This is a genomic window from Vibrio sp. dhg, assembly GCF_003443775.1.
GTDB lineage: Bacteria > Pseudomonadota > Gammaproteobacteria > Enterobacterales > Vibrionaceae > Vibrio > Vibrio natriegens.
Window position 1 is genome coordinate 562,627 of sequence record NZ_CP028943.1, and the last position, 22,794, is coordinate 585,420.

A 22,794-nucleotide genomic window follows, 5' to 3' on the forward strand; every position below is an offset into this window, starting at 1 on the left:
ATATGAGGTTAGGAAGGTCGATATGCGTCTTGATAGATTCACAAGTAAGTTTCAAATCGCTATCTCTGATGCTCAATCATTAGCGTTGGGGCGCGATCATCAATATATAGAGCCAGTTCACCTGATGGTGGCTTTGCTTGATCAAAATGGCAGTCCAATTCGTCCATTGCTGACAATGTTGGATGTGGACGTGACACATTTACGCTCTAAGTTGAGCGAAATCCTTGATCGATTACCAAAAGTCAGCGGCATTGGTGGTGATGTGCAGCTTTCGGGTGCAATGGGGACTTTGTTCAATCTTTGTGACAAAGTCGCTCAAAAACGCCAGGACTCGTATATTTCGTCTGAAATCTTCCTCCTAGCCGCCATTGAAGATAAAGGTCCGCTTGGTCAATTATTGAAAGAAGTCGGTTTAACCGAGCAGAAAGTAAGCCAGGCGATCGAAAAGATCAGAGGTGGTCAAAAGGTCGATGATCCGAATGCGGAAGAGCTTCGTCAGGCTTTGGAAAAGTTCACCATAGACCTTACCGAAAGAGCAGAGCAGGGTAAGTTGGATCCGGTGATTGGCCGTGATGATGAAATCCGTCGTACGATCCAAGTTCTGCAACGTCGCACCAAGAATAACCCGGTTATCATTGGTGAACCTGGTGTGGGTAAAACAGCGATCGTTGAAGGTCTGGCACAGCGCATTATTAACAATGAAGTGCCAGAAGGTTTACGTGGTCGTCGAGTGCTCGCGTTAGATATGGGCGCACTGGTTGCCGGTGCAAAATACCGAGGTGAGTTCGAAGAGCGCTTGAAATCAGTATTGAATGAGTTAGCCAAAGAAGAAGGCAACATCATTCTGTTTATTGATGAGCTGCATACCATGGTGGGCGCGGGTAAAGGTGAAGGGTCTATGGATGCGGGTAACATGCTGAAACCAGCATTGGCTCGCGGTGAACTTCACTGTGTTGGTGCGACAACATTGGACGAATACCGTAAGTACATTGAGAAAGACGCGGCATTAGAGCGTCGTTTCCAAAAAGTGCTGGTGGATGAGCCAACCGTTGAAGATACGGTCGCCATTTTACGTGGTTTGAAAGAGCGTTATGAGCTGCATCACCATGTAGAAATTACTGACCCGGCTATCGTTGCGGCAGCAAGTTTGTCACATCGATACGTTTCTGATCGTCAATTACCTGATAAGGCGATCGACTTAATCGATGAGGCGGCATCAAGCATTCGTCTGCAAATCGATTCGAAACCAGAGTCTTTGGATAAGCTTGAGCGTAAAATCATTCAGTTAAAAATTGAGCAGCAAGCGTTAAGTAACGAGCATGATGAAGCGAGTGAAAAGCGTCTGACGACTTTAAATGAAGAGTTGACTGAGAAAGAGCGCGAATATGCTGAGTTAGAAGAGGTATGGAATACAGAAAAAGCCGCACTATCGGGTACGCAACACATTAAATCCGAGCTTGAGCAAGCACGTATGGATATGGAGTTTGCTCGCCGTGCTGGTGATCTAAACCGTATGTCTGAGTTGCAATACGGTCGTATTCCTGAGTTGGAAAAACAGTTGGACTTGGCTGCACAAGCCGAAATGCAAGAGATGACGTTGTTGCGTAACAAAGTTACTGATAACGAAATCGCGGAAGTGCTGTCCAAACAAACGGGCATTCCGGTCTCGAAGATGCTCGAAGCAGAGAAAGAAAAACTGCTTCGCATGGAAGATGTATTGCATCAACGTGTTATTGGCCAGGTGGAAGCGGTTGAAGTGGTTGCGAATGCGATTCGCCGTAGCCGCGCCGGGTTGTCGGATCCAAACCGACCAATTGGCTCTTTCTTGTTCTTAGGTCCAACGGGTGTGGGTAAAACCGAGTTGTGTAAAACACTGGCAAACTTCATGTTTGATAGTGAAGACGCAATGGTGCGTATTGATATGTCTGAGTTTATGGAGAAACACTCTGTGGCGAGACTGGTTGGTGCGCCTCCGGGTTACGTTGGCTATGAAGAGGGCGGTTATCTGACAGAAGCGGTTCGTCGCAAACCTTATTCGGTCATTCTATTGGATGAGGTAGAAAAAGCGCACCCAGATGTGTTCAACATTCTGCTTCAAGTGCTGGATGACGGGCGTCTGACTGATGGCCAAGGTCGTACGGTTGATTTCCGTAACACTGTGGTGATCATGACTTCAAACTTAGGCTCTTCGAGAATTCAGGAAAACTTCGCAATACTGGATTATCAAGGCATTAAGAATGAAGTTATGGAAGTGGTCAGCAAACACTTCCGCCCTGAGTTCTTGAACCGTGTTGATGAAACCGTGGTATTCCATCCACTTGGTAAAGAGCACATTAAGTCGATTGCTTCCATTCAGTTGGAACGTCTGCATAAACGTCTGGCTGAGAAAGACTACGATCTGGAAGTCGGTGACGAGGCGTTAGAGTTGATCGCACAAGTCGGCTTTGACCCGGTGTATGGCGCACGTCCTTTGAAACGTGCAATTCAACAAAATGTTGAAAACCCACTAGCGAAATCGATTCTCTCTGGGCAGTTCTTGCCAGGAAAACCGATTGTGCTGGGTGTCAAAGACGGCAATATCATCGCCAACCAATAGTTTTTCACCAATAGAACCAAATAAAAGCCATGCATCTGCATGGCTTTTTCGTCTTCGGAGTATTGGAATTACAGGGCTCGAACTGTTATTCCAATTGCCGAACTCTTTAAGAGAAGTTCGCGTTAATGCGCATCTTTAAGTAGTCCTCAGCCGTAATCGGCTCGTAAACCTTCAGTGGACCCTGAATGATTTGGTCTCGGTTTGCTTGGCAGAAAAACGCCATGCTATAACGAGAGTCTTGGTTCTCTTCTTCTGTCGGCATACGCACGCGGTGCAGGGTTGATTTTAATAAGTCGTCACTCCAGCGCATCAGCATGTCGCCAATGTTGCAAGTGATGACACCTGCTTTTGGTTCAACCGTGCTCCACACCAAATTGTCTTTGGCGTCTTTCCCGGCAGCAGCTTGCAGACCACCCTGATTTTCCTGCTGGAATACCATCGTCAAGCAATCGAAATCGGTGTGTGCACCCGCACGCCAAAAAGAGCCTGTCTCTGGCACTTCTTTCATCGGCAGGTAATGCAACATACGTAAGGTGCTCAAATAGTTTTCTGACTCTCTTTGGTGTGCTTTAGTAAAAAAGTCACGTTCAAACCCCAACTTATCGGCAAAGCAGGAAAGAATCTTCATCCCGAGCTGCCACGCATGATGCTCGAATGACAACAAATGCGATTCAAAGTCTTCTACTTGATAGTTGCTTGGCCATAAGTCATCCATATGAGGAAGGGTAATTTGATACGACTCTTTTTGATCCGCTGTGCCAGTGGATGGGCGAACTTGTTGTTTAAACTCCCAGCCTGCGTTTAAGCCTTCTTTCAACGAAAAGTTTTGCTTTGTTTCCATTGGCAGGGCAAAGAATTGCTCACTGAGCTTAAAGGACTTTTCAATGTCCGCTAAGCTGATCCCGTGATCAGCCAGCTGGAAAAAACCGACTTGAGTGGCTGCCTCCCAGAGTTGTTCTGTGATCTCTTCGCGACGGTTTTCAAAATCGTGTAAGTTGATCAAAGGGATCGCGGTATCGTTTGATTCTAAACCTTGTCCACCAATGGTTGTTTCAAAGTTAAGCTCATCTAAAAGGTATGATTGAGTCATTGTTTTTCTCCAATTAACAATTAAATACGTGCTTGTTATTGGAGCAATGTCCAGCAATAGCTTGAGACTCTCAATGGCTCGCTATTACAGACCGCTTCTACTCCTAGTTAAGTTAACCTCAATGAACTCAACCCCTAAGCTGGAGTGAGTTCACCTTGTTCAATTTCTTATTAAACGCTGTCTTGTTTCCTCGCCTGGTGATTGTGAAAGCTCTTGCGTTACTAATTACGGTTTTCTATCTTTGCTTTTCTTCTTCGGTCAGGCTCCACGAGAAGCAAGCTCGTTGCACCCAGCTAACGGCTTTAAACAGCAACATACTCACCAGAGACAAGAACACCAGTGCAGCAAAAGCTTGAGGGATCTTGAAATACGACGTAGAGAATTGAACCAGATAGCCTAAGCCTTTTTCCGCAGCGACGAATTCAGCAATCACAGAGCCAATCACGGCTAAAGTAATAGCGACCTTTACACCACTGAAGATATGGGGAATGGCGTAAGGAAGGCGAATTTGCCAAATTGTTTTGCTGTTTTTTACGCTTAGCGAGCGAGATAGCTCAATCAACTCCGGTGGGGTTGCCAGCATTCCGGTTGTCGCGGATACCACAAGAGGAAAGAACGTGATCAGGCAGGTAATGGTGAGACGCGGCGCATCACCGGTCCCCAAAATAACAATCAACAGTGGAGCAATTGCCACTACGGGTGTTGACTGGATAACAACTAATATTGGAAACAGCGCTTTAGTGAGAAATTTAGAGTTCACCATCATGATGGCCAAAGGAATACTCACTAAAAATGAAATTCCAAAACCAAGCAGGGCGATGCGTAGTGTTGCCCATAAATTGTCTAACCACCTTTCCATCGGAACTTGGCTGAAAGCCAGTGCAATATCTGATGGCGCGGGGAGTATAAATGTTGGTACCGAGAAGATCCGGCACGTCGCTTCCCACATAGGAATGAGTGCTAGTATCGCGACGAGCGGAAGCCAGTTTTGTGACCATTGTGACAAATACTGTTTCATATCTATTCCTTTAGATAAATTCGATTACGCAACCGTTCTGCGTATTGGTTCAACGTTGCCTGTATCCTTGCTATCCGCCTCATTCTTTTTCTCTGAACGATAAAAGTATTCGCGGATTTTGTTGGTATAAGAGCCAAACGTTGGATCTTGCAGTGTGTGAATGTCACGTGGGCGAGGCAAGTCAATGTTGATTTCCTCTAACACCGTACTTGGTCGTGGGCCCATGACTAATACTTTATCGGCGAGTAGCACCGCTTCGGAGATCGAGTGAGTAATGAATAAAACGGTTTTCGGTTTCTCGATCCAAATTTTTTGCAATTCAAAGCCCATCTCTTCTCGGGTTAATGCATCAAGGGCGGAGAACGGCTCATCCATGATCAAAATATCCGGATTAAGTAGCAAAGCTCTGGCAATCCCGACTCGTTGTTGCATCCCCCCTGAAAGCTGGTTTGGCATGCTGTTTTCAAAGCCAGCCAGACCTACCGTGTCTAAAAGAACTTCGGCATGCTGCTTTTCTTTTTGACTGACATAATTGAACTTGTGCTTGAGCGGAAACAACACATTGTCGAGGATGTTTTTCCAAGGTAATAGCGTTGGCTTTTGAAACACGATGCCGATATCTTCTCTTGGCTCTGTCACTGGCTGACCAAAAACGGAAATCTCACCTTGGGTTGGCAATATCAGGCCTGACAGCAGGCGCAGCAAGGTAGACTTGCCGCAACCTGAAGGACCAACGATGGCAACAAATTCATGCTTATTAACATTGAAGTTGACATCGTTGAGAACCGTAACCGAATGTTTGTCAGAGTGATAGGTATGCCCTATGTTCTTGAACGAAACAAATGGCTGCATTAGTTCACCTCTTGGAAAAATTGACGAGCAACGGCGCTTTCAGGGTCTAACTTACCAATATCAAGGCCTTGAGCTTCCGCTGTCCACGCCCATGTTTCACTCAGGCGATCTGGAGTAAATACACCCACGCCATCTTTTTCCGAAACTTCGTTCATCACTAAACCACGAATGGATTTAATCGTATCGGTCGCTTGGGCAGCATCGACATCTGGAACGATTTTGTTAACGGCAGCGCCACTTTGCTCTGGATTTGCCCAGGTGTATTCAACGGCTTTCGCGTAAGCTTTTACGAATCGCTTCACCACGTCAGGACTTTGAGACATGAACTTATCGCTGGCGATAATAGATGATGAATAGAACTCAAGACCGGCGTCATACCAAGGCAGTACATTCAGCTTTTTACCCGCTTGTTCTGCCTGCTCCGTATTTTTCACTCGATCTGTCATCCAGGAAATCATCACATCGGACTGCCCCGTAATTAGCATTGGATTGAGTGCGCCTGGATCTGCTTTGAGGACTTTTACACTGTTTTCATCGATGCCATTTTTCTTAAGCATGATTGGCAGGAAAACGTTCGCAGAAGTGAAGGGAGAGGTGACGATGGTTTTGCCTGCGACGTCTTTAACCGACTCAACACCAGAATCATCCAGTGCGTAGAAAGCATAAGGTGCTTTATTGAAAATTGAGTAAATGGCTTTTACCGGCACATTATCATTCGCTTTTGCAACCATCAGAGCAACAATATCAGCCGAGCCAATGTCGGCGGTACCCGTCGCTACTTTGGTTATTGCATCTGTAGAACCTTTACCGCCAAGAATGGTGACATCCAGATCTTCTGCTGCAAAAAATCCTTGTTCAACCCCAACGAATACAGGTGCTTTGTCTCCCCCAGGTAACCAGTCGAGCTGGAAAGTTACTTTATCTGCTGCAAGGCTACTTCCTGAAGCGCATAACAAAGATAACGAAAGGGCAAGTTTGTTGAATTTTGAAATAGTTTTCATAGTTACTCCGTGTCTTCCTTTTCACTTCCCTAAAGATGCGACCGTATTGTTGGTTACACAGCTTTAGGTTAACTATGAGCAATGTCCCGACACCTTATGTTTAGGTATCTAACCGCTTCTACTCACGCTTTCAATTAACATTTAGCAAACACTGTGCCATTCGTTGATAACCTGTCATCTCATATGATGTAACCTGTAAGTAACGAATGATTAACCTTGGGTTTGAGTGAGAAATTACAAAATCAGTGTTGTATACAATAAATGCTAATCCGAGGGGGTGATATGGACTATGTTGCACTAAAGGTGTGCATTTTGGCCTCAAAAAAAATATTTTGGTGCATTTAAACGGTGCTAAACATTGAGGATTACATATTCTGAATATGGTTCAGTTATTGCATTGTATACAGAGTAGGGGGAGTGAGTTCTCATACCCTCATTATTAGTTGAGTAGAAGCGGTTAAGAGTTGAATCTCTGGGACATTGCTCAAAGGTTAATCCATTCTAGTTGTTTGAACTTAGATACCGATTGTTCATTAAAAAGGATCTTTATATGAACTACTTAATTAAAAATGCCAATAGTGTGTTTTCTCCTCAACAAAGTGTAAAAGACATTCGAATTCAGAATGGTGTCATTACTGAGCTGGGACAGAACTTACTTCCTAATGAAAGCGAAAAATTGGTCGATGCGACAAATTGTGTTGTTTACCCGGGTATGGTTAATACGCATCACCATATCGCTCAATCTATATTAAAAGGGATCCCAGCAGGCATTAATCATGGCTTAGGTGATTGGCTAGCGAGCGTTCCATATCGCTATTGGCCTCAAATTACACCGGAGATCATGTATTCCGCTGCTAAGTTGGGCTTCTATGAGTTACTTCGCTCTGGAGCAACAACCTGTGCTGACCACCACTATCTTTATCATGCGAGCTCAAGCCAAGAGTTAGAAGATGTTCTTTGGCAGGCAGCTGACGAAATGGGAATACGTTTGGTCTTATGTCGGGGAGGGGCAACAGTTAAAGGCACGCACAAAGGGTTAGCGAAAGCTGGTGTTGTTCCAGAATCTGCAGAGCAAATGATTTCACGTTTAGAGCATACTCGTAGTCGTTACCATCAAGAAGGTGGATCTGCGATGCGTAAGCTGGTGGTTGCACCAACCACAATCGCTCATTCTGCAACGCCTAGCGATCTCAAATTAATGGCTGAGTATGCCAGAAGTCAAAAATTGAGAATGCACTCCCATCTTCTAGAAGTGGACTTTGATAATGAGCAAGCATTCGCTAAGTACGGAATGAGTGCGGTTGAGTTTGCACAGAGCTGTGACTGGCTGGGTGATGATGTATGGTTTGCTCATTTGGTCCAAGCGAGTGAGGCTGATATTCAGCGGTTAGCGGAGGCGAAAACGGGAATCGCTCATTGCCCAACATCTAACTGCCGTCTGGGGAGTGGGATTGCACCAGTCATTGATATGGCCAAAGCGGGCATGCCTATTTCTCTGGGAGTGGATGGCTCCGCGTCTGCTGAATCAGGATCGATGCTGCAAGAGCTCAACCTGACTTGGTTAATACACAGAGCGCAACATGGACCAGATGCGACAACATTGGAACAAGTTCTGGAATGGGGGAGTAAAGGAGGCGCTGATATCTTAGGTCTTACCGATGTGGGGGAAATAAAAGAAGGTTACGCGGCAGACCTCGTCCTTTATGATCTCAATCAGCCTCGTTTGTCAGGCTGTCACTCTTCACTAATGGCTCCAATTATGTGCGGTGAACCTGCGTCGGTTAAAGTGAGCTTTGTAAATGGACGCATTGTCTATCAGCAAGAGCAAGATGCGCAGTACGGCTATTTAGTCGACGAAGTAAGAAATTCGATCGCTGAACTCAATCAACGAGTGGCGAAATTAGAGTCATAAGCCTATTAATCGGCTATACAATCCTCAAATTGATGCTTATTTAAACGTTCAGTCTAAAAATGTCTTTTTTAGGCTGAATTCCCCTTGCCAAGTTAAATTTTCTCCCTATAATTCGCCTCCGTTGTCTAGCAAAGCAATGCGAGATAACAAGACGGTTGAGTTAAAAAATAACTCACAGAGAAATAACTGAAAAAAGTGTTTGACACCAAAAGTTATCTCGCTAAAATGGCCGTCCGATTTGAGCAAGCCTCAGTCGAAACGCTCTTTAAAAATAAGAACCTATCAATCTGTGTGGGCACTCGTTGATGATAATCCAATTAGATACCTCGGTATCAAATTAGGTTTCAATGATACGAAGTGACCATTGAATCTTCGGATTCAGCACAGTCAATTCAAACATTACTTTATGTAATGTTCAGTATTCATTGAGCCGAACAAAATCTTAAATTGAAGAGTTTGATCATGGCTCAGATTGAACGCTGGCGGCAGGCCTAACACATGCAAGTCGAGCGGAAACGAGTTAACTGAACCTTCGGGGGACGTTAACGGCGTCGAGCGGCGGACGGGTGAGTAATGCCTAGGAAATTGCCCTGATGTGGGGGATAACCATTGGAAACGATGGCTAATACCGCATGATGCCTACGGGCCAAAGAGGGGGACCTTCGGGCCTCTCGCGTCAGGATATGCCTAGGTGGGATTAGCTAGTTGGTGAGGTAAGGGCTCACCAAGGCGACGATCCCTAGCTGGTCTGAGAGGATGATCAGCCACACTGGAACTGAGACACGGTCCAGACTCCTACGGGAGGCAGCAGTGGGGAATATTGCACAATGGGCGCAAGCCTGATGCAGCCATGCCGCGTGTGTGAAGAAGGCCTTCGGGTTGTAAAGCACTTTCAGTCGTGAGGAAGGTTTATACGTTAATAGCGTATAGATTTGACGTTAGCGACAGAAGAAGCACCGGCTAACTCCGTGCCAGCAGCCGCGGTAATACGGAGGGTGCGAGCGTTAATCGGAATTACTGGGCGTAAAGCGCATGCAGGTGGTTTGTTAAGTCAGATGTGAAAGCCCGGGGCTCAACCTCGGAATAGCATTTGAAACTGGCAGACTAGAGTACTGTAGAGGGGGGTAGAATTTCAGGTGTAGCGGTGAAATGCGTAGAGATCTGAAGGAATACCGGTGGCGAAGGCGGCCCCCTGGACAGATACTGACACTCAGATGCGAAAGCGTGGGGAGCAAACAGGATTAGATACCCTGGTAGTCCACGCCGTAAACGATGTCTACTTGGAGGTTGTGGCCTTGAGCCGTGGCTTTCGGAGCTAACGCGTTAAGTAGACCGCCTGGGGAGTACGGTCGCAAGATTAAAACTCAAATGAATTGACGGGGGCCCGCACAAGCGGTGGAGCATGTGGTTTAATTCGATGCAACGCGAAGAACCTTACCTACTCTTGACATCCAGAGAACTTTTCAGAGATGAATTGGTGCCTTCGGGAACTCTGAGACAGGTGCTGCATGGCTGTCGTCAGCTCGTGTTGTGAAATGTTGGGTTAAGTCCCGCAACGAGCGCAACCCTTATCCTTGTTTGCCAGCGAGTAATGTCGGGAACTCCAGGGAGACTGCCGGTGATAAACCGGAGGAAGGTGGGGACGACGTCAAGTCATCATGGCCCTTACGAGTAGGGCTACACACGTGCTACAATGGCGCATACAGAGGGCGGCCAACTTGCGAAAGTGAGCGAATCCCAAAAAGTGCGTCGTAGTCCGGATTGGAGTCTGCAACTCGACTCCATGAAGTCGGAATCGCTAGTAATCGTGGATCAGAATGCCACGGTGAATACGTTCCCGGGCCTTGTACACACCGCCCGTCACACCATGGGAGTGGGCTGCAAAAGAAGTAGGTAGTTTAACCTTCGGGGGGACGCTTACCACTTTGTGGTTCATGACTGGGGTGAAGTCGTAACAAGGTAGCGCTAGGGGAACCTGGCGCTGGATCACCTCCTTATACGATGATTACTCACGATGAGTGTCCACACAGATTGATATGGTTTTAATTCAGAGCAAAAAATTGGTTCTGCATAAAATGCAAAGCAATTTTATGTGGGGCTATAGCTCAGCTGGGAGAGCGCTTCGCTGGCAGCGAAGAGGTCATCGGTTCGATCCCGATTAGCTCCACCACTGACTTTCTGTGTCCCGTTCGTCTAGAGGCCTAGGACACCGCCCTTTCACGGCGGTAACAGGGGTTCGACTCCCCTACGGGATACCATCTTTAAGCGCATTTGCGATAGTGCTTTTAAAAATGGTTTTCATCAGAAAATCTAGCTCTTTAACAATTTGGAAAGCTGACAAAATAATCTTTAAGATTATTTGTAAAGTTCTCAAAGTATTCATGAATTTGAATACAACTAAAACACATTCAAGTGTTCTTGGCTTTTTGTTTTCACTTTTTATAAAAAAGTAAAATAAAAAGATATTTGAGTCCGGCAAAATCGAATGTCTCTCGCTCATTCAAATAATGAGAGACAACTTTGGTTGTTTAACATCAATTCGAAACTCCTTCGGGTTGTATGGTTAAGTGACTAAGCGTACACGGTGGATGCCTTGGCAGTCAGAGGCGATGAAGGACGTATTAACTTGCGATAAGCCCAGATTAGGCAGTAAAAGCCACTTGAGTCTGGGATTTCCGAATGGGGAAACCCACTTACATAAGTAAGTATCCTGTTGTGAATACATAGCAACAGGAGGCGAACCGGGGGAACTGAAACATCTAAGTACCCCGAGGAAAAGAAATCAACCGAGATTCCGAAAGTAGCGGCGAGCGAAATTGGACTAGCCCTTAAGCTTTACACACGTTAGACGAACGGTCTGGAAAGGCCGACGATACAGGGTGATAGTCCCGTAGTTGACGATGTGTGTTCAGTGAAATCGAGTAGGGCGGGACACGTGATATCCTGTCTGAATATGGGGGGACCATCCTCCAAGGCTAAATACTACTGACTGACCGATAGTGAACCAGTACCGTGAGGGAAAGGCGAAAAGAACCCCTGTGAGGGGAGTGAAATAGAACCTGAAACCGTGTACGTACAAGCAGTAGGAGCAGGCTTTGTCCTGTGACTGCGTACCTTTTGTATAATGGGTCAGCGACTTATATTCAGTGGCAAGGTTAACCATCTAGGGGAGCCGTAGGGAAACCGAGTCTTAACTGGGCGTTCAGTCTCTGGATATAGACCCGAAACCAGGTGATCTAGCCATGGGCAGGTTGAAGGTTGAGTAACATCAACTGGAGGACCGAACCGACTAATGTTGAAAAATTAGCGGATGACTTGTGGCTAGGGGTGAAAGGCCAATCAAACCTGGAGATAGCTGGTTCTCCCCGAAAGCTATTTAGGTAGCGCCTCGGACGAATACTACTGGGGGTAGAGCACTGTTAAGGCTAGGGGGTCATCCCGACTTACCAACCCTTTGCAAACTCCGAATACCAGTAAGTACTATCCGGGAGACACACGGCGGGTGCTAACGTCCGTCGTGGAGAGGGAAACAACCCAGACCGCCAGCTAAGGTCCCAAATTACTACTAAGTGGGAAACGATGTGGGAAGGCTCAGACAGCCAGGATGTTGGCTTAGAAGCAGCCATCATTTAAAGAAAGCGTAATAGCTCACTGGTCGAGTCGGCCTGCGCGGAAGATGTAACGGGGCTAAGTAGTAAACCGAAGCTGCGGCAATACTCTTTGAGTATTGGGTAGGGGAGCGTTCTGTAAGCGGTTGAAGGTGTGTGGTAACGCATGCTGGACGTATCAGAAGTGCGAATGCTGACATGAGTAACGATAAAGGGGGTGAAAAACCTCCTCGCCGGAAGACCAAGGGTTCCTGTCCAACGTTAATCGGGGCAGGGTAAGTCGACCCCTAAGGCGAGGCCGAAAGGCGTAGTCGATGGGAAACGGGTTAATATTCCCGTACTTCTTACAATTGCGATGGGGGGACGGAGAAGGCTAGGTGGGCCTGGCGACGGTTGTCCAGGTTCAAGTGCGTAGGCTTGAGAGTTAGGTAAATCCGGCTCTCTTTAAGGCTGAGACACGACGTCGAGCATCTACGGATGTGAAGTCATTGATGCCATGCTTCCAGGAAAAGCCTCTAAGCTTCAGATTGTAAGGAATCGTACCCCAAACCGACACAGGTGGTCGGGTAGAGAATACCAAGGCGCTTGAGAGAACTCGGGTGAAGGAACTAGGCAAAATGGTACCGTAACTTCGGGAGAAGGTACGCTCTCGACGGTGAAGTCCCTCGCGGATGGAGCTATTGAGAGTCGCAGATACCAGGTGGCTGCAACTGTTTATTAAAAACACAGCACTGTGCAAAATCGTAAGATGACGTATACGGTGTGACGCCTGCCCGGTGCCGGAAGGTTAATTGATGGGGTTAGACTTCGGTCGAAGCTCTTGATCGAAGCCCCGGTAAACGGCGGCCGTAACTATAACGGTCCTAAGGTAGCGAAATTCCTTGTCGGGTAAGTTCCGACCTGCACGAATGGCGTAATGATGGCCACGCTGTCTCCACCCGAGACTCAGTGAAATTGAAATCGCTGTGAAGATGCAGTGTACCCGCGGCTAGACGGAAAGACCCCGTGAACCTTTACTACAGCTTGGCACTGAACATTGACCCTACATGTGTAGGATAGGTGGGAGGCTTTGAAACGAGTACGCCAGTATTCGTGGAGCCGTCCTTGAAATACCACCCTTGTAGTGTTGATGTTCTAACGTCGACCCCTTATCGGGGTTGCGGACAGTGCCTGGTGGGTAGTTTGACTGGGGCGGTCTCCTCCCAAAGCGTAACGGAGGAGCACGAAGGTGGGCTAATCACGGTTGGACATCGTGAGGTTAGTGCAATGGCATAAGCCCGCTTGACTGCGAGAATGACAATTCGAGCAGGTGCGAAAGCAGGTCATAGTGATCCGGTGGTTCTGAATGGAAGGGCCATCGCTCAACGGATAAAAGGTACTCCGGGGATAACAGGCTGATACCGCCCAAGAGTTCATATCGACGGCGGTGTTTGGCACCTCGATGTCGGCTCATCACATCCTGGGGCTGAAGTCGGTCCCAAGGGTATGGCTGTTCGCCATTTAAAGTGGTACGCGAGCTGGGTTTAGAACGTCGTGAGACAGTTCGGTCCCTATCTGCCGTGGGCGTTGGAGAATTGAAAGGGGCTGCTCCTAGTACGAGAGGACCGGAGTGGACGAACCTCTGGTGTTCGGGTTGTGTCGCCAGACGCATTGCCCGGTAGCTAAGTTCGGGATCGATAACCGCTGAAAGCATCTAAGCGGGAAGCGAGCCTTGAGATGAGTTCTCCCTGATACTTTAAGTATCCTAAAGGGTTGTCGTAGACTACGACGTTGATAGGCAGGGTGTGTAAGCGTTGTGAGGCGTTGAGCTAACCTGTACTAATTGCCCGTGAGGCTTAACCATACAACACCCAAGGGGTTTTGATGGACTCAATGTAAGAACGTTGAATGTGTAAAAACGAGAATTAAGAAACAGCTTTCCAAGTTTTCTCTAGAAATAGAGAGTAAGAATTTGCTTGGCGACCATAGCGTTTTGGACCCACCTGACTTCCATTCCGAACTCAGAAGTGAAACGAAATAGCGCCGATGGTAGTGTGGGGTTTCCCCATGTGAGAGTAGGACATCGCCAGGCTTTAAATTTTGGACGTTCGCTTTAAAGCGGATGATACCACTGCGGAGTGGTAGTTCAGTTGGTTAGAATACCGGCCTGTCACGCCGGGGGTCGCGGGTTCGAGTCCCGTCCACTCCGCCACTTATTTGAAGGTTTCGACCTTCGGTCGAATGAGTCCCGCTTGAACGCAAGCCCGGCCATTCCGCCACTTATTTGAGAGTCGTCTCATTAAACACGAACTACAGGGGTGTAGCTCCAATTGGCAGAGCAGCGGATTCCAAATCCGCGTGTTGGGAGTTCGAATCTCTCCACCCCTGCCATTATTAAGAAGCCTCGTTCGAAAGAACGGGGCTTTTTTGCATCTGTAGTTTGGAGATTGTAGAGTCGCTCTAATTGGCAGAGTAGCGGATTCCGCTAATACCAAAAGATCAGCGCGTGTTGGGAGCTTGGAGGCAAGTCCCATCGAATCTCTCCACCCCTGCCATTATTAAGAGCCTCAGACTGGGCTTTTTACGTTTGTAGGTTGGGGATGTAGAGTCACTTACTGGGATGTCGAATATAGCTATTGTCAGAGCACTATTTCCCGACTAGCTGAACCAGGTATTACCGACAGTGTCCGAGCGGTTTAATCTCAACCTTTCTTCCTTTTGTTCTTCGCCATACTATCGATACCACGGTGGTTTCATTTCCCCTTTACCTAAATAGTTCTAAACTTAGTCTATTCCTTGCTCTACTTGGAGCTTGAATGAGACCATAGTGTGTGCCGGGTGATAAAAAACGGACTTCTTGTTATGATCACGGCTTAATTCTAATAATGGAAAGTACGTTTATGCCACATTTTCGATTTCGTGCTGTAGAGCCTCAGACGGTTCAGGCTCTATCAAAACCACTCACTGATGAACTGCAACCTCTGATGGAATGTCCACGTGAGGACTTTACTTTTGAATACATCTATACGACGTTTTTTAGTGAGGGAGAAGTTAGCGCGGCATACCCTTTTGTAGAAGTCCTTTGGTTTGACCGTGGCCAGAATGTTCAGGATAAAGTTGCTAAAACCATTACTCAGCAAGTCAGAGGTATCGTGGGTGAAGATATTGATGTCGCAGTGATATTTACAGCACTCTCTCCTAAGGCTTACTATGATAATGGTGAGCACTATTAAGGAGTGAGTTCCATGAAGCTGAGAGTTTTTTCCTGTTTGAGTTTGATTTTCTCAGCATCACTATATGCAACTCCGTGGGAGCGGGTGTCGACTCCCACTCATAATTCCTCTTCTGCTATAGGCAGCTATGCTAATGGCTGTTTGGATGGTGCCTATCCCTTACCTCTAGAGGGAACCGGGTATCAAGTCCTGCGCAGTAGAACGAACCGCTATTATGGTCATCCTAACACGATCTCATTTATTGAAAGCCTCGCCTTGAAAGCGAATAAAGAGTTAAACACTAATTTGTTGATCGGTGATTTATCGCTACCCCGAGGAGGGCGTTTCTCTTCTGGCCACTCTAGCCATCAAACTGGCTTAGATATTGATATATGGCTTCGTTTAGCCGACCAGCCGCTTTCTTATAATGAATTACAACTTCCCAAGCCAATGAGTGTGGTAGACCTTCAAGGGTACTCGATACTTGATCATCGCTGGGATGAACGACATTTTGAACTTATTCGTTATGCGGCTCAGAGTAAAGGCGTTGCACGTATCTTTGTACACCCTGTCATTAAAGAGCAACTATGTTCGCAGGAAGAGGGTAAAGATCGCTCTTGGCTGCGCAAGGTTCGCCCTTGGTGGGGGCACCACTATCACTTTCATGTCAGATTATCTTGCCCGGACTCCAGTCGAAACTGCGTTGACCAAGCTCCTCCGCCAGCTGGCGATGGTTGTGGCTATGAGTTAGCGAGCTGGAAACCTAAAGCGGTAGTGCCTGCAAAACCTTCGGCTAAAAATGTGGTGGTAAAGCCAAAACGTGAGAAAGTGATTCCATCGCAATGTCAGCCACTTATTCGCACTAATTAAAAGACTGTTTAGCTTCTTATGACCTTGAGCGAATCTCCGTTATGAAACTGGAGAAACATCATACTTTTGTCTACAGTGAATAATACGAATACAAAAATTAACCTAATTAGTTTGGGTGGCATGTTATAGGAATCTCGAATAAACAAAGGGTTATGGCTTTTACTAGTACCTCTGTTTTTTTAAGTTCTTTTGTCGCGATACTCTGATTTCTGTTCAATATGTCTGTCGCTGGTAAAACGAAAAATAGCAACGCAGACAATTGTATTGAGGTGGGCCTAGTGGTGTTACCCACCAATAGAGTTAATCAAGGATAAAACCATGACTATGATTTGTGCAAAAGAGTTTGCAGAGTGGTTAAGACACAGATTTAGCAGTGAGACCAAGGGAGTCTTCTTGACTCGAGAGGATTTGAATCACCTGACAGGACGTCAGCGTCTTGATCCGGGGTTTGTTAATGATGTGCATTACGAACTGATGCAATACGGGATGGCTTTCGTTACCGATACGAGCCGAGAGAATTTCTATTTAGTTCCGGTATCTCAAGCGGAAAACTGGCGTGAGAGGCTAGAGTATCATTTTGAGAAAGAGTTATTCTGCAATATCTATCCCATCGAAAAATCGGGCTAAAATTAAGGTTCAACTTTGAGAGCAAAGTTGAACCTTATTGATTTATGCCAACCCTTGGATAATCACGAACTTCTCTAACAATTGCTCTTCTGTTTCAACGTGATTCGGATCGGTGATAATGCATTTTGTTATAGGACAAACGGACTGACACGTCGGCTTATCATAATGACCCTTACACTCAGTGCATAAATCCGGGTCGATTTCGAAGATGCTGTCTCCCATGCTGATCGCGCCGTTTGGGCATTCTGGATCACACATGTCACAGTTAATGCATTTATCTGTAATGAGTAATGCCATGATTACTTACCAGTTGGGTTACGGGTATCCTGACCAGAGTTTAGGTTACGCATTAACAGGCCGTATTCTAAGTCCATATCTTCTGGTACTGGGATAAATACAAAGTGGCCGTTACCTTTTGCGTCTTCGATTGATTGTGACTTACGGTTTTCCATTGCTTCCAGAGTGAAAACAACGTTACCTTTTGGCGTCATTAGCTCAAGGCTATCACCAACAAGGAACTTGTTCTTCACTTCTACTTCAGCCATGTCGCCACGACGCTTACCTGTAAACTCACCAACAAACTGCTGAGCATCAGACACTGAGTAGCCGTAGTCGTAGTTTTGGTATGTGTCATGAGTATGACGGCGAAGGAAGCCTTCTGTGTAGCCGCGGTGAGCCAGGCTTTCTAGCGTGCCCATTAGGCTTTCATCGAATGGTTTGCCTGCAACAGCGTCATCAATGGCTTTACGGTAAACCTGAGCGGTACGAGCGCAGTAGTAGAACGATTTAGTACGGCCTTCAATCTTAAGAGAATGAACTCCCATCTTAGTCAGACGCTCAACGTGCTGGATGGCACGAAGGTCTTTAGAGTTCATGATGTAAGTGCCGTGCTCGTCTTCGTAAGCGGCCATTTTTTCTTCTGGGCGGTGAGCTTCAGAAAGAAGAACCACTTCGTCAGTTGGTTTACCACGACCGATCGTGGTTTCAGGGCGTTCGTCTTGAACTTCTACAGGCTGCGCTTCAGACGGATCAAATTTCTCAACGATATCGCCAGTGTCGTTTTCTTTGCCTTCTTCAACTTTGTACTCCCAACGACATGCATTAGTGCAAGTGCCTTGGTTCGGGTCACGTTTGTTGATGTAACCAGAAAGTAGACAACGGCCAGAGTAAGCCATACATAGCGCGCCGTGCACGAATACTTCGAGTTCAGTTTCAGGGCAGTGCTCACGAATTTCTTCGATTTCTTCCAGAGAAAGCTCACGAGATACAATTACGCGCTCTACGCCGTTTGCTGCCCAAAACTTAACCGTTGCCCAGTTAACTGCGTTAGCCTGAACTGAAAGGTGAATTGGCATTTCTGGGAAAGCTTCACGAACCATCATAATTAGACCAGGATCAGACATGATGAGTGCATCTGGGCCCATTTCTACGACTGGTTTTAGATCGCGAATGAAAGTTTTTAGCTTCGAGTTGTGCGGCTGAATGTTACATACCACGTAAAGCTTTTTGCCTAGGGCATGCGCTTCATCAATACCGATTTTTAGGTTGTCGTGGTTAAACTCGTTATTACGTACACGAAGGCTGTAGCGAGGTTGGCCAGCGTATACAGCATCAGCGCCATAGGCGAACGCGTAACGCATGTTTTTAAGGCTGCCCGCAGGAGACAGTAGCTCGGGTACGAATGCTTTCTCAGTTGTCATTGCTCAATTCTCTTATATCTGATCACAAGTCAGGCCAATTCCACCTTATGGAAATGGGGCGCAAATTTTACGTCAAAATGTGAACTGTGACTAGGGGAATTGTGCTTTTGGTGAACAAACGCCCCATAAAAAGTAGGGGCGTAGCGAGTGAAAAGTAGGGTTATTTTAGGCGTTCGGGTTTGGTAGTCCGCCTAGTGCGTCATACAGACTTGGTAGGAACGCACTGAATTCACCGCACATCAGTGAAAAGTCGGCATCGAATCGAGCGGCTTGATCTTCACGTGGGATGTCATCATTTTGGTCTTTCAACTCATCGGAGAATTTCAGACGTTTGATGCCTGAATCTTCTGCCATGATGAATTCGATTCGATCTTGCCAGTTAAGTGCAAGCTTAGTGACCACTTTGTCGGCTGCAATGTGATTGCGGATCTCATCCGTGGTTAGCTCTTGTTTCTTACAACGGATCACGCCGCCTTCTTCTAATACGGATTTCAGCTCTGCCTCGTCCATCATAGTGATGCCTTGTGGCGTATCACCGGTTTTCACCCATTCAGTCAATGTTGTTTCAATTGCTACTTCTGGAATAGCAGGAACAACTGGCAAGCTGCCCATGGTTTTACGTAGCAGTGCAAGAACATCTTCTGCTTTCTTGTAGCTGCTAGCATCAACAAGAATAAAACCTTCCTTTGGCATGATTAACACATGAGTGTGGCTGCTGCGGCTAAATGCACGAGGCAGTAAATCCATCACGATGTCATCTTTGAGGTTGTCTTTCTCTTTTTTCTTTAGCGGGCGACCTTCTTGCGCTTCCATCGCCTCTACTTTCGCATTCAAAGAATCTTTGATCACAGATGCTGGCAGCATCTTTTCTTCTTTCTTGGCGCAAATCAGAATGCGGTTTTCTGATACGTGAGTCATCATGTCGCCATGTCTACCCATTGCGCTGACCCAGCCAAACTTCTGCTTATCCTGGCTGCCACAAGGGGTGAATTGAAACTCAGCAAGTTGAGTTTCTAGTTGATCTGCATTGAAGTTAATCTCGCGGTTAACGCGGTATACCAGACAGTTTTTAAACCACATAAATCTTCTCTAGGCTTGATGACAAGGGACTAATCATAGGGAATTTTTTTGCTGATGTCTTAATAGAAATGAAAAATATCAGGATGAACCCCAAAAGAAAGTTATATGAAAATTTGTTTTCAAAGGTCACAAAAGTGTCATAATTGGTAGTGATAATGCTTATGCATCGAGGGGCGCTTTGTCTCTTAAAATTCATTAGCTCAACAAACATAAGGTTATTCAATTATGTCTAGAAGGATTCTGGTTGTTGAAGACGAAGCTCCGATTCGTGAAATGCTCTGCTTCGTACTTGAACAGAAAGGTTACCAAGCGGTGGAAGCAGAAGATTACGACACTGCAGTAACCAAACTGGCTGAACCCTTCCCTGATTTAGTTTTACTGGATTGGATGCTACCAGGCGGTAGCGGTATTAACTTTATCAAGCACATGAAACGTGAAGAGCTGACGCGCAATATTCCTGTAGTCATGCTGACGGCGCGTGGCGAAGAAGAAGACAAGGTTCGTGGTTTAGAAGTGGGCGCAGATGATTACATCACCAAGCCTTTCTCGCCTAAAGAGCTGGTCGCTCGTTTGAAAGCTGTCATCCGCCGTGTCACTCCAACTGCACTAGAAGACGTAATTGACGTACAAGGCTTGAAGCTTGATCCTGTATCACACCGTGTGACTGCTAATGACGGTGCTGTTGATATGGGTCCGACTGAATTCAAAATGTTGCACTTCTTCATGACACACCAAGAGCGTGTTTACAGTCGCGAACAGCTACTGAACAACGTATGGGGCACTAACGTGTATGTTGAAGATCGTACTGTTGATGTGCACATCCGTCGTCTACGTAAAGCTTTAGAAGCCGCAGGCCATGATAAATTGATTCAAACGGTTCGTGGTGCGGGTTACCGTTTCTCGACTAAGGCATAAGTTGGTAGTCAGCTGATCGGTCCCATTTTTGGAGTAATGAGTGGTTGAAAGATTAACGTGGAAAAAGCTGGCCTGGGAGCTGGCTTTTTTTTACACCCCCTGGGTGATAGTAGGTTGGATATTCGGTTATATGCCGTGGTTGCTATTAGCAGCGACGGCGTTGCAGCTTGTGTGGCATTTACATAATCAAGTTCGGTTGTCCTCTTGGTTATGGGACGAAAAGCGTCTTACGCCTCCTTCTGGTAGTGGCAATTGGGAGTCGCTCTTTAATGGCTTATACCGTTTGCAACAACGTCAACGCCGTAAGCGCAAAGAGCTAACTAACCTCATTCGTCGTTTTAGAAATGGTGCAGAATCACTGCCGGATGCTGTGGTGGTATTCCGTGCGGAAGGCAATATTGTCTGGTGTAACAAACTTGCACAGCACCTTTTGGGTTTTCACTGGCCAGAAGACTCCGGTCAACCGATTTCAAACCTGATTCGCACGCCCGACTTCATTAAGTACCTCAATAAACAAGATTTCTCTGATCCTCTAGAAATGCGTTCACCTATCAATGTGGAGCGTATGCTAGAGCTGCGTATCGTACCTTACACTGAAGGCGAGCACCTGATGGTCGTGCGTGATGTCAGTCAGTTAAAACAACTGGAAGGCATGCGCCGCAACTTTTTTGCCAATGTTTCTCATGAACTGCGCACGCCAATGACGGTTCTGCAAGGTTATCTGGAGATGACGGAAGATCCAGATATGATCGTAGGTCCAATGTGGACCAAAGCTCACGGTGTTATGACCGAACAGCTTAACCGCATGAACGCATTGGTTAATCAATTACTAACGTTATCGAAAATCGAAGCAGCACCGATGCATGAACTCGAAGATATCGTCAATGTTCCTGCAATGCTCGAAGTACTGGAAAAAGAAGCGGCAAGCTTAAGTGGCGACGATCATCATAAACTGAAGTTCGATGTAGACGAAAGCCTGCGCGTGTTCGGGGATGACGACCAGCTTCGCAGTGCAATTTCTAACTTAGTGTATAACGCCGTGAAATATACCCCTCCAGGCGCCAATATTAATGTGCGTTGGTATCAGAATGCTCAAGGAGCGTGTCTGGAAGTGGAAGACAGTGGTGATGGTATCGAGCCTCAACACTTACACCGACTGACGGAACGTTTTTATCGCGTAGACAAGGCCCGATCGCGTGATACGGGTGGCAGTGGTCTGGGCTTGGCGATTGTGAAGCATGCTCTCAGCCATCATGACTCTCATTTAGAAATCCAGAGTGAGATCGGCGTAGGGAGTAAGTTCTCGTTTGTACTTCCTGGCCGTTTGGTGGCGAAGTAATGGTATACCGAGTGAGTAAATTAGTACTTGTGGCGTTAATTGCATTGATGAGTTCAGGTGCGTCTTTAGCAAAAGATAAGCCGTTGCCTAGTTACCAGAAAACAACGGGTATTGTCGGCAATTTGCTGTCTGTTGGATCCGATACATTAGCGGGCATGACGACGCTTTGGGTCGAAGAGTTCAAGTCTATTTATCCAAACATTAATGCCCAGGTTCAAGCTTCAGGATCGTCAACTGCGCCACCCGCGTTAGCAGAACAAACTGCCCAGTTTGGGCCGATGAGTCGTCCTATGCGCTTAAGAGAAATTGAAGCGTTTGAAAGTGGGCACGGTTACAAGCCGACGGCTTTGCGTGTTGCGATTGACGCTATTGGTATCTTTGTCCATCAGGATAACCCAATATCGGGGCTGAACTTTAAGCAGCTGGATGCGATGTTTTCAGCAACGTTGCGTTGTGGTGAAAGCCAATTCATCACTAACTGGCAACAACTCGGAGTACAGGCGGAATGGGCCAAGCGTAATGTGCAACTATTTGGTCGTAACTCGGTGTCGGGTACTTATGGCTACTTTAAAAGTAACGCCTTGTGTGGTGGTGACTTTAAAACCCGTGTTAATGAGCAGCCAGGCTCTGCTTCTGTAGTGCAGTCTGTGGCATCCACAATAAGTGGCGTCGGTTATTCTGGTGTTGGATACCGAGTATCGGGAGTACGTCTGATACCTATCGCTAAAACGGGTACAGACTACATCAGTCCAACTCGGGATAACATCGTGACGGGTAAGTACCCACTTTCGCGCTTTCTCTATGTCTACGTAAACAAGCATCCGGATTTTCCGCTCTCACCTATCGAAGCAGAATTCATCCGGTTTATCTTCTCTGCTCAAGGGCAGGCGTTAGTTGAGAAAGATGGTTACGTGCCAATCACGGCTGATTTTGCAAAAGAAGAGTTAAAAAAAGTCGGCTTATAAGCCGACTTTTTAGTGATGAACTTTTTTTGT

Annotated in this window: 15 protein-coding genes, 4 tRNA genes and 3 rRNA genes; 15 read left to right on the forward strand and 7 right to left on the reverse strand. The window is 46.6% G+C overall.

Annotation, left to right across the window (positions count from 1 at the left end):
* Positions 1-22: 22 nt before the first annotated feature.
* Positions 23-2,596, forward strand: coding sequence for an ATP-dependent chaperone ClpB (gene clpB / locus DBX26_RS02610; protein ID WP_014230892.1), 2,574 nt, complete (start codon positions 23-25; stop codon positions 2,594-2,596).
* A gap of 106 nt (positions 2,597-2,702) precedes the next feature.
* Here the strand turns inward: clpB and DBX26_RS02615 are convergent, their stop codons facing one another.
* The 4 genes from DBX26_RS02615 to DBX26_RS02630 all read right to left on the reverse strand — a co-directional run bounded on the left by DBX26_RS02615 (position 2,703) and on the right by DBX26_RS02630 (position 6,557).
* Positions 2,703-3,686 (reverse strand): isopenicillin N synthase family oxygenase, encoded by a 984-nt coding sequence (locus DBX26_RS02615; RefSeq protein WP_118117764.1) that lies wholly within the window; start codon positions 3,684-3,686, stop codon positions 2,703-2,705.
* A gap of 235 nt (positions 3,687-3,921) precedes the next feature.
* Positions 3,922-4,704 (reverse strand): ABC transporter permease, encoded by a 783-nt coding sequence (locus tag DBX26_RS02620; RefSeq protein WP_014230894.1) that lies wholly within the window; start codon positions 4,702-4,704, stop codon positions 3,922-3,924.
* 24 nt (positions 4,705-4,728) lie between these two features.
* Positions 4,729-5,556 carry an ABC transporter ATP-binding protein gene (locus DBX26_RS02625; protein WP_118117766.1) on the reverse strand — a complete coding sequence of 276 codons (828 nt, stop codon included), beginning with the start codon at positions 5,554-5,556 and terminating at the stop codon, positions 4,729-4,731.
* Complete coding sequence (locus DBX26_RS02630; protein WP_065299150.1) at positions 5,556-6,557, reverse strand: ABC transporter substrate-binding protein; 1,002 nt, start codon at positions 6,555-6,557, stop codon at positions 5,556-5,558. The genes DBX26_RS02625 and DBX26_RS02630 overlap by 1 nt, the downstream gene beginning before the upstream one ends.
* A 550-nt stretch (positions 6,558-7,107) precedes the next feature.
* Here DBX26_RS02630 and DBX26_RS02635 point away from each other — a divergent pair.
* The 11 genes from DBX26_RS02635 to DBX26_RS02690 all read left to right on the forward strand — a co-directional run bounded on the left by DBX26_RS02635 (position 7,108) and on the right by DBX26_RS02690 (position 16,765).
* Positions 7,108-8,469 (forward strand): amidohydrolase family protein, encoded by a 1,362-nt coding sequence (locus DBX26_RS02635; protein ID WP_118117768.1) that lies wholly within the window; start codon positions 7,108-7,110, stop codon positions 8,467-8,469.
* Positions 8,470-8,913: 444 nt separating this feature from the next.
* Positions 8,914-10,466: ribosomal RNA gene (locus tag DBX26_RS02645) — 16S ribosomal RNA — on the forward strand.
* 97 nt (positions 10,467-10,563) lie between these two features.
* Positions 10,564-10,639, forward strand: a tRNA-Ala gene (locus DBX26_RS02650).
* 12 nt (positions 10,640-10,651) lie between these two features.
* Positions 10,652-10,727: transfer RNA gene (locus tag DBX26_RS02655), tRNA-Glu, on the forward strand.
* Positions 10,728-11,030: 303 nt separating this feature from the next.
* Positions 11,031-13,920, forward strand: a 23S ribosomal RNA gene (locus DBX26_RS02660).
* A 111-nt stretch (positions 13,921-14,031) separates the two neighbouring features.
* Positions 14,032-14,148, forward strand: a 5S ribosomal RNA gene (gene rrf, locus DBX26_RS02665).
* Together the 16S, 23S and 5S rRNA genes with 4 tRNA genes alongside form the textbook arrangement of a ribosomal RNA operon.
* Positions 14,149-14,191: 43 nt before the next feature.
* Positions 14,192-14,268: transfer RNA gene (locus DBX26_RS02670), tRNA-Asp, on the forward strand.
* Positions 14,269-14,370: 102 nt separating this feature from the next.
* Positions 14,371-14,447: transfer RNA gene (locus DBX26_RS02675), tRNA-Trp, on the forward strand.
* 509 nt (positions 14,448-14,956) lie between these two features.
* A complete protein-coding gene (locus tag DBX26_RS02680) occupies positions 14,957-15,289 on the forward strand; it encodes a DUF1904 domain-containing protein (protein ID WP_014230898.1) in 333 nt (110 codons plus the stop codon).
* 12 nt (positions 15,290-15,301) lie between these two features.
* Complete coding sequence (gene mepA / locus DBX26_RS02685; RefSeq protein WP_118117770.1) at positions 15,302-16,138, forward strand: penicillin-insensitive murein endopeptidase; 837 nt, start codon at positions 15,302-15,304, stop codon at positions 16,136-16,138.
* Between the two features lie 318 nt (positions 16,139-16,456).
* Positions 16,457-16,765, forward strand: a complete 309-nt coding sequence (locus tag DBX26_RS02690) for a hypothetical protein (protein ID WP_014230900.1) — start codon at positions 16,457-16,459, stop codon at positions 16,763-16,765.
* A 42-nt stretch (positions 16,766-16,807) separates the two neighbouring features.
* Here DBX26_RS02690 and DBX26_RS02695 read toward each other — a convergent pair whose 3' ends face one another.
* The 3 genes from DBX26_RS02695 to rdgC all read right to left on the reverse strand — a co-directional run bounded on the left by DBX26_RS02695 (position 16,808) and on the right by rdgC (position 19,545).
* Positions 16,808-17,062: a YfhL family 4Fe-4S dicluster ferredoxin gene (locus DBX26_RS02695; RefSeq protein WP_014230901.1), complete on the reverse strand. Its 255-nt coding sequence runs from the start codon at positions 17,060-17,062 to the stop codon at positions 16,808-16,810.
* Between the two features lie 2 nt (positions 17,063-17,064).
* On the reverse strand, positions 17,065-18,465 hold the full coding sequence (gene yegQ / locus DBX26_RS02700) for a tRNA 5-hydroxyuridine modification protein YegQ (RefSeq protein WP_014230902.1): 1,401 nt from the start codon (positions 18,463-18,465) through the stop codon (positions 17,065-17,067).
* 165 nt (positions 18,466-18,630) lie between these two features.
* The gene (gene rdgC, locus DBX26_RS02705) at positions 18,631-19,545 is read right to left on the reverse strand and encodes a recombination-associated protein RdgC (RefSeq protein ID WP_020333628.1); all 915 of its coding nucleotides are present in this window, start codon (positions 19,543-19,545) and stop codon (positions 18,631-18,633) included.
* 225 nt (positions 19,546-19,770) lie between these two features.
* Between rdgC and phoB the strand changes: the two genes are divergently transcribed.
* Genes phoB through DBX26_RS02725 form a run of 3 tightly spaced genes read left to right on the forward strand, consistent with a single transcriptional unit; the run spans position 19,771 to position 22,764 of the window.
* Positions 19,771-20,460, forward strand: a complete 690-nt coding sequence (phoB, locus tag DBX26_RS02715; RefSeq protein WP_014230905.1) for a phosphate regulon transcriptional regulator PhoB — start codon at positions 19,771-19,773, stop codon at positions 20,458-20,460.
* A 40-nt stretch (positions 20,461-20,500) separates the two neighbouring features.
* Entirely contained in the window at positions 20,501-21,799 is a 1,299-nt protein-coding gene (gene phoR / locus DBX26_RS02720) for a phosphate regulon sensor histidine kinase PhoR (RefSeq protein ID WP_118117772.1), read from the forward strand.
* Positions 21,799-22,764, forward strand: coding sequence for a PstS family phosphate ABC transporter substrate-binding protein (locus DBX26_RS02725; protein WP_065299153.1), 966 nt, complete (start codon positions 21,799-21,801; stop codon positions 22,762-22,764). The genes phoR and DBX26_RS02725 overlap by 1 nt, the downstream gene beginning before the upstream one ends.
* Positions 22,765-22,794: the final 30 nt, after the last annotated feature.

Coding starts and splice junctions, on each gene's coding strand:
- clpB (WP_014230892.1), top strand. CDS start 23: ATGCGTCTTGATAGATTCACAAGTAAGTTTCAAATCGCTATCTCTGAT.
- DBX26_RS02615 (WP_118117764.1), bottom strand. CDS start 3,686: ATGACTCAATCATACCTTTTAGATGAGCTTAACTTTGAAACAACCATT.
- DBX26_RS02620 (WP_014230894.1), bottom strand. CDS start 4,704: ATGAAACAGTATTTGTCACAATGGTCACAAAACTGGCTTCCGCTCGTC.
- DBX26_RS02625 (WP_118117766.1), bottom strand. CDS start 5,556: ATGCAGCCATTTGTTTCGTTCAAGAACATAGGGCATACCTATCACTCT.
- DBX26_RS02630 (WP_065299150.1), bottom strand. CDS start 6,557: ATGAAAACTATTTCAAAATTCAACAAACTTGCCCTTTCGTTATCTTTG.
- DBX26_RS02635 (WP_118117768.1), top strand. CDS start 7,108: ATGAACTACTTAATTAAAAATGCCAATAGTGTGTTTTCTCCTCAACAA.
- DBX26_RS02680 (WP_014230898.1), top strand. CDS start 14,957: ATGCCACATTTTCGATTTCGTGCTGTAGAGCCTCAGACGGTTCAGGCT.
- mepA (WP_118117770.1), top strand. CDS start 15,302: ATGAAGCTGAGAGTTTTTTCCTGTTTGAGTTTGATTTTCTCAGCATCA.
- DBX26_RS02690 (WP_014230900.1), top strand. CDS start 16,457: ATGACTATGATTTGTGCAAAAGAGTTTGCAGAGTGGTTAAGACACAGA.
- DBX26_RS02695 (WP_014230901.1), bottom strand. CDS start 17,062: ATGGCATTACTCATTACAGATAAATGCATTAACTGTGACATGTGTGAT.
- yegQ (WP_014230902.1), bottom strand. CDS start 18,465: ATGACAACTGAGAAAGCATTCGTACCCGAGCTACTGTCTCCTGCGGGC.
- rdgC (WP_020333628.1), bottom strand. CDS start 19,545: ATGTGGTTTAAAAACTGTCTGGTATACCGCGTTAACCGCGAGATTAAC.
- phoB (WP_014230905.1), top strand. CDS start 19,771: ATGTCTAGAAGGATTCTGGTTGTTGAAGACGAAGCTCCGATTCGTGAA.
- DBX26_RS02725 (WP_065299153.1), top strand. CDS start 21,799: ATGGTATACCGAGTGAGTAAATTAGTACTTGTGGCGTTAATTGCATTG.